General features: G+C 68.2%; 4 protein-coding genes. 1 reads left to right on the forward strand and 3 read right to left on the reverse strand.

Annotation, left to right across the window (positions count from 1 at the left end):
• The first annotated feature begins 327 nt into the window (after positions 1-327).
• Positions 328-1,923 carry a GGDEF domain-containing protein gene (locus AC08OJ_RS17450; protein ID WP_476596290.1) on the forward strand — a complete coding sequence of 532 codons (1,596 nt, stop codon included), beginning with the start codon at positions 328-330 and terminating at the stop codon, positions 1,921-1,923.
• 179 nt (positions 1,924-2,102) lie between these two features.
• On the opposite strand, the gene AC08OJ_RS17455 is transcribed toward AC08OJ_RS17450, so the two are convergent.
• From AC08OJ_RS17455 to AC08OJ_RS17465, 3 genes are all read right to left on the reverse strand, one after another.
• Positions 2,103-2,933 (reverse strand): carbohydrate ABC transporter permease, encoded by an 831-nt coding sequence (locus tag AC08OJ_RS17455; RefSeq protein WP_476596291.1) that lies wholly within the window; start codon positions 2,931-2,933, stop codon positions 2,103-2,105.
• A 65-nt stretch (positions 2,934-2,998) separates the two neighbouring features.
• Positions 2,999-4,126: a carbohydrate ABC transporter permease gene (locus AC08OJ_RS17460; protein ID WP_476596293.1), complete on the reverse strand. Its 1,128-nt coding sequence runs from the start codon at positions 4,124-4,126 to the stop codon at positions 2,999-3,001.
• A 122-nt stretch (positions 4,127-4,248) separates the two neighbouring features.
• Positions 4,249-5,112, reverse strand: a complete 864-nt coding sequence (locus AC08OJ_RS17465) for a metallophosphoesterase (protein WP_476596294.1) — start codon at positions 5,110-5,112, stop codon at positions 4,249-4,251.
• Positions 5,113-5,154 lie beyond the last annotated feature (42 nt).

Here is a 5,154-nt window from a genome sequence, read left to right on the forward strand (position 1 = left end):
TTTCAATGCAAATCCCAATCACATGAAAGACCGATTTTCGGGAGAAAAATACTGGATATTGCTTTCTCTGCAATTTTTGCCCTCTCCGGCGAGCAGGGCTAAGCTAATTATGATTCTGAGCTCATGCCCCAGCGGCATATACTTGCCCCAGGTTACACGGTTAAAGGTGCGGGAAGGTGCGTCATGCCGGATCGGTCAAGACCGTCTCGGCGAGCCGGACGGGCCTCGGGGGTTCGCCTCAACGGTGGGGAGGGAGCCTCGCGCGAGCGGGCGCGCGAGGGGTTCTTCACCGCTGGGATCTCAGCTGAGACCAGCGAGCCCGGTGGGATGCGGGATCCGATCCGCGAGTCGTGGATGCGGTCGCGGCGGTGGGCAGTGGCCGCGGACAGCCCCGAGCCCCTCCCCGCCGCGTCGGACCTCGACGCACCTGTCGTGCGCGCGGCCGAACCGGTCCTGTGCCAGCTCGCCGACCGCCTGGCCAGGCAGGCCGTCAGCGCGATCGTCACCGACGCGAACGGTCTGGTGCTCGTGCGGTGCACCGGCGACGCCGCGTTCGAACGCCGGCTGGACCGTATATCGCTGGTGCCCGGATTTAGTTTCGCCGAGCGGTTTGTCGGCACCAACGGCATCGGCACCGCTCTCGAGGAGCACAGGCCGGCGCACGTGTTCGGTCAGGAGCACTACGCGGAGCCCTTCGGCGAGTTCGCCTGTGCCGGTGTTCCCCTGCGTGATCCGGCGACGGGGCAGACGCTCGGCCTGTTCGATCTCACCTGTCCGCGCCGGGATGCCGGGCCGCTGCTGACGGCCACGGCGGGCATGGTCGCCAACCAGATTCAGGATGCCTTGCTCCTCGCCGCGCCGGGGCACGACCGGGAACTGATCTCGCTTCGCGAGGCCGACGCGGCGGAGTTGCGCAGGCTGCTGATGGCGGAGCGCCAGCGGCGGGAACTGGCCGAGAGGATGCACCGGGTCGTCGTCGAGACCACCAGGGCGGTGACTCCCCCGGAGATCCTCGGGCGGGTCATGACGGCGGCCGCCACGCAGCTTCCGTGCGAGGCGGCGTGGGCGCTCGCCCGGGAACCGTGCGGAACGTTGCGGGTCGTGGCGGTCTACGGCCAGGTGGATAGCCGGGCGGTCGGGGCGATGGTCGTCTCGCTCCCGGCCTCCCCGCTGCTGCTGGCGTTCCATGGTGGTGGGATGATCGGGCCGCACCGGACGTTGCCGGAGGTGCTCCCCGGCCAGCGGTACCCGGTGGGCAGTTGGCTGGCTGTGCCGGCCCTGTGCCGGCCGGCCCCCACCGTCGTTGTTCTGATCGCCTCGCGGGCCGCTGGTGGCTACAACCCCAGGCAGGCTCGTCTGGCTTATGCCGTGCTGGGCCAGGCGGCGACGGCCTGTGAGAATGCCTACCTGTTCGAGGAGACGCAGCGGCTCGCGGAGAGTGATCCGCTGACGGGGTTGGCGAATCGGCGTCACTTCTTCGACGAGGCCGATGCTCTGGCTCGCAGGCATCTGCACACTGCGCGGCCGCTGGCCGCCTTCATGATCGATATTGATCATTTCAAGCAGGTCAATGACGGTCATGGCCATGCTGTGGGCGATACGGTTCTTGCCGAGGTCGCTCGACGCGTGCAGGGTACGTTGCGTCCGCAGGACATCGTCGGCCGTATCGGTGGCGAGGAGTTCGCGGCCGTGCTGGGCTGCCCGGCTGCGACGGCGAGTGTTCTCGCCGAGCGGCTTCGGCAGGCTATCGGGGCGAGCCCGGTGGCTACCGCCGACGGTCCGCTCCCGGTCACCGTCAGCGTGGGGGTGGCGATGCTGAACTCGGACGATTCCGGGCTTGGCGACCTGCTCATCCGCGCCGGCGCGGCCCTCTACCAGGCAAAGCACGCCGCCCGGGACCGGGTCGCGACCGCGCAGCCATGATGGGCCTCTCATGTCAGGCGGGTCGACGACACCTGCGGTCACTCCGAGGATTCTGTCCGCGGATCGCCGTCACTCGGCCGGCCGGCTGTCGGCCTGGTCGACCCAGAACTCGTAGGCGGCGCGGCACACCGCGAGGGTGGCGTGGCCGATCGCCCGCGGGAGCAGCGCGGTCAGCGCGGTCAGCGCAGGCCGGAGCGCACGAACGCGTCGACGACCTGGCGCTGCAGGACCAGGTAGAGGGCGAAGACGGGCAGGCAGGCGAGGCCGGACCCGGCCATCAGGGCGCCCCAGTTGTCGCCCTCGAGGGTCAGGAAGCCGCGGATACCCAGCTGGATGACGGAGTTCGCCCGCTGCAGCGCCAGCGCCGGCCAGAAGTACTCGTTCCAGGCGGTGATGAACAGCAGGATCGACAGCGACGCCAGCGCTGGGCGCAGGTTCGGCACGACGACCGTCCACAATGTGGACCACGATCCCCGCCCGTCGATGCGGGCCGTGTCGAGCAGCTCCCGGGGGAAGGCCTGCATGTGCTGGCGAAGCATGAGCACCGCCAGCGCCGAGCACAGGTTCGGCACGATGACGCCGGCCAGTGTGTTCAGCAGGCCCAGGTTTGACAGCACCAGGTAGTTCGAGATCATCGTTACCTGGAACGGGATCAGCCAGGTGGCCACGAACGCCAGGTAGAACAGGGTCCTGCCGCGGAACTCCCAGGCGGCGAAGGCGTAGGCGGCGAGCAGGGACATCATGAGCTGGCCGGCGGCGGTGACGGCGGCGATCGTGAAGGTGTTGGCGAGTAGCACGCCGATGTCGAGACTGTCGAAGACGTAGCGGTAGTTCGCCAGGCTCAGCGGCCAGGGCAGGAGCGACTGGTCGAAGATGCCGTCTGGCCGGCGGAAGGAGGTGGCGAACATCCAGTACACCGGGAACAGGCTGATCAGACTCAGCAGGGCCAGCATCAGATGGCTGGCCGCGGTCCGCCAGTGGGGTATCCGCGGTATCCGCATGCTGCTCATCGTGTTCGCATCCTTGGATCGAGGGACCGGGGCGTGTCGAGAAATCCGGTCGCCGAGGGTCCGAGTCAGTTGTCAGCGAAGCTGTACCGGTCGGCCAGTTTGACCAGCACCGCCGCCACCGCCGCGAAGACGAGGAAGAACGCGATGCCCGCCGCGGAGGCCAGGCCGGAGTCCAGGCTGCGGAAACCGAACTGCCAGAGCAGGTAATAGATGTTGGTTGAGGAGTCGGCGGGGCCGCCCTGGGTGAGCACGTCGAGCAGCGGGAACGTCCACTGCCCCGACAGCAGCACGGTCATCAGCAGCATGAACAGCAGAGTCGAGCGCAGCATCGGCAGGGTCACCCACCGGGTGACCTGCCAGCGCGACGCTCCGTCCATCTCGGCGGCCTCGGCGTAATCACTGCTGATGCCGGTGAGTCCGGCGGAGATGACGAGGGTGGCGAAGCCGAGGATCTGCCATGCGCAGATCGCCAGGATGGCGATCAGCGCCGTCCGCTCCTCCCGCAGCCAGCTGTAGGCACCGAACCCGAGGGTGTGGTTCACCACCCCTCTGGAGTCCAGCAACCAGCGCCAGACCGCGGCGGCGGGGACCGGCGCGACCAGTATCGGCAGAAAGACCAGCGCCCGGTAGACGGTGCGCGATCGACCGCCCAGGTCCCGGATGACCAGCGCGATGGCGGTGGGCAGAACGATGGCGAACGGAATCAGGCCGAGGATGTACCACAGCGTGTTCTTCGCGGCGCCCCGGAGCTGCGGAAGGGTGAGGACCAGCCGGTAATTGTCCAGAGCGACGTAGGTCCGTGGCGAATTCGGCAGCAGGTTCCAGTGGTAAAAGGACAGCTGGACGGCCTCGATGATCGGTTTGTAGGTCCATAGAATTCGTAATGAAGTAATTAATGCAAGCCAATATGCGTCTTCGCAGGTCACGGGCTCGCGAGGACCCCGAAGTGAACAAGTTATTTCATTCCGAATCCATAGCACCAGGCTGGCCACTCCGGGCAGCAGGTACAGGTAGGGCGGGGTGGCAGCGAGCATCCGCCGGGCCAGCGATGGCCGGGCGGCCCGCACCGGCACGCGTGACGCGGTGTTGGCGGGGGAGGCGGTGTTGGCGGGGAGTGCGGCACCGGCGGAAACTGCGGCACCGGCGGGGATCGTGGTGCCGGCTGCCCCCGGGATGGCGATTTCGACGAACACGGTTCGGAAACATCCTTTCCGGAGGCGCGGGAAATCCGGAGGCGCGGGAAGGGCCGACGTACTGGACGAGGGTCGGTGCCGGACGGGGGTGGGTGCCGGACGGGGATCGGTGCCGGACGGAGTCAGTGATAATCCGCCGCGAGCCGGACGACCTCGTCGAGGGTCATGTCGTAGACCACCTCGGTGGTGGCGATCGGTACCGCGGTGGCGACGGCCCCCTCGGGGTAGACGTCGATCCGGGTGTACTCGCCCCCGACCAGGCCGGTTATCCGGTCGGCCGGGCCGAGGGTGCGTAGCCGGTAGGCGGTGGCACCCGCCACCCAGACCGGAACGCCGCTGAGCACGCCCGTGGACGCGTGGTGGGCGTGACCGGCCAGCACGATCTTCACGTCGCTGCCGGCGAGCACGTCGGCGAGGTGCTGCGGCTCGGCGAGCAGGAGCGAGTTCACCATCGCGAGCGCGGACGGCACGGGTGGGTGATGCAGGGCGAGGATGGTCCCGTCGGGGGCCGCGGTGGCCAGCTCGTCGGCGAGCCAGCGCAGCTGGGCGGTGCTCAGGAAGCCGCTGTGCTCGCCCGGTTCGGTGGTGTCGAGCATGATGATCCGCAGGTCACCGACCCAGTGCACGTAGTCGTGAGCCTCCACCGTGGGTTCCGCGCCGAGCAGTCCCTCCCGGAACGGGCCACGCGAGTCGTGGTTGCCGACGCCGTAGAGCACGGGCGTGCCCAAGCGCGCCGCCACCGGTTCGACCAGGTCACGCAACCGCTGGTAGGCCAGCAGATCACCGCGGTCGGCGAGGTCACCGGTGAGCAGCAGGGCACCGATCTTCAGCGTGGACGCCTCGATCTGGTCGAGCACGGTGCGGAGCGCGGCGTACGTGTCGACCTTGCCGTGCATCAGCTCACCCTCGCGGACGATGTGGGTGTCACTGATCTGGATCAGGCTGTGGGTGGGCGTGTGCGCGGTCGGGTCCAAGAGTATCGGCATGGACGTCCTTCGGAGCGGGAGGGGATGGCTTCAGGGCGGACG

It is taken from the genome of Frankia sp. CgKIO3 (assembly GCF_977946435.1).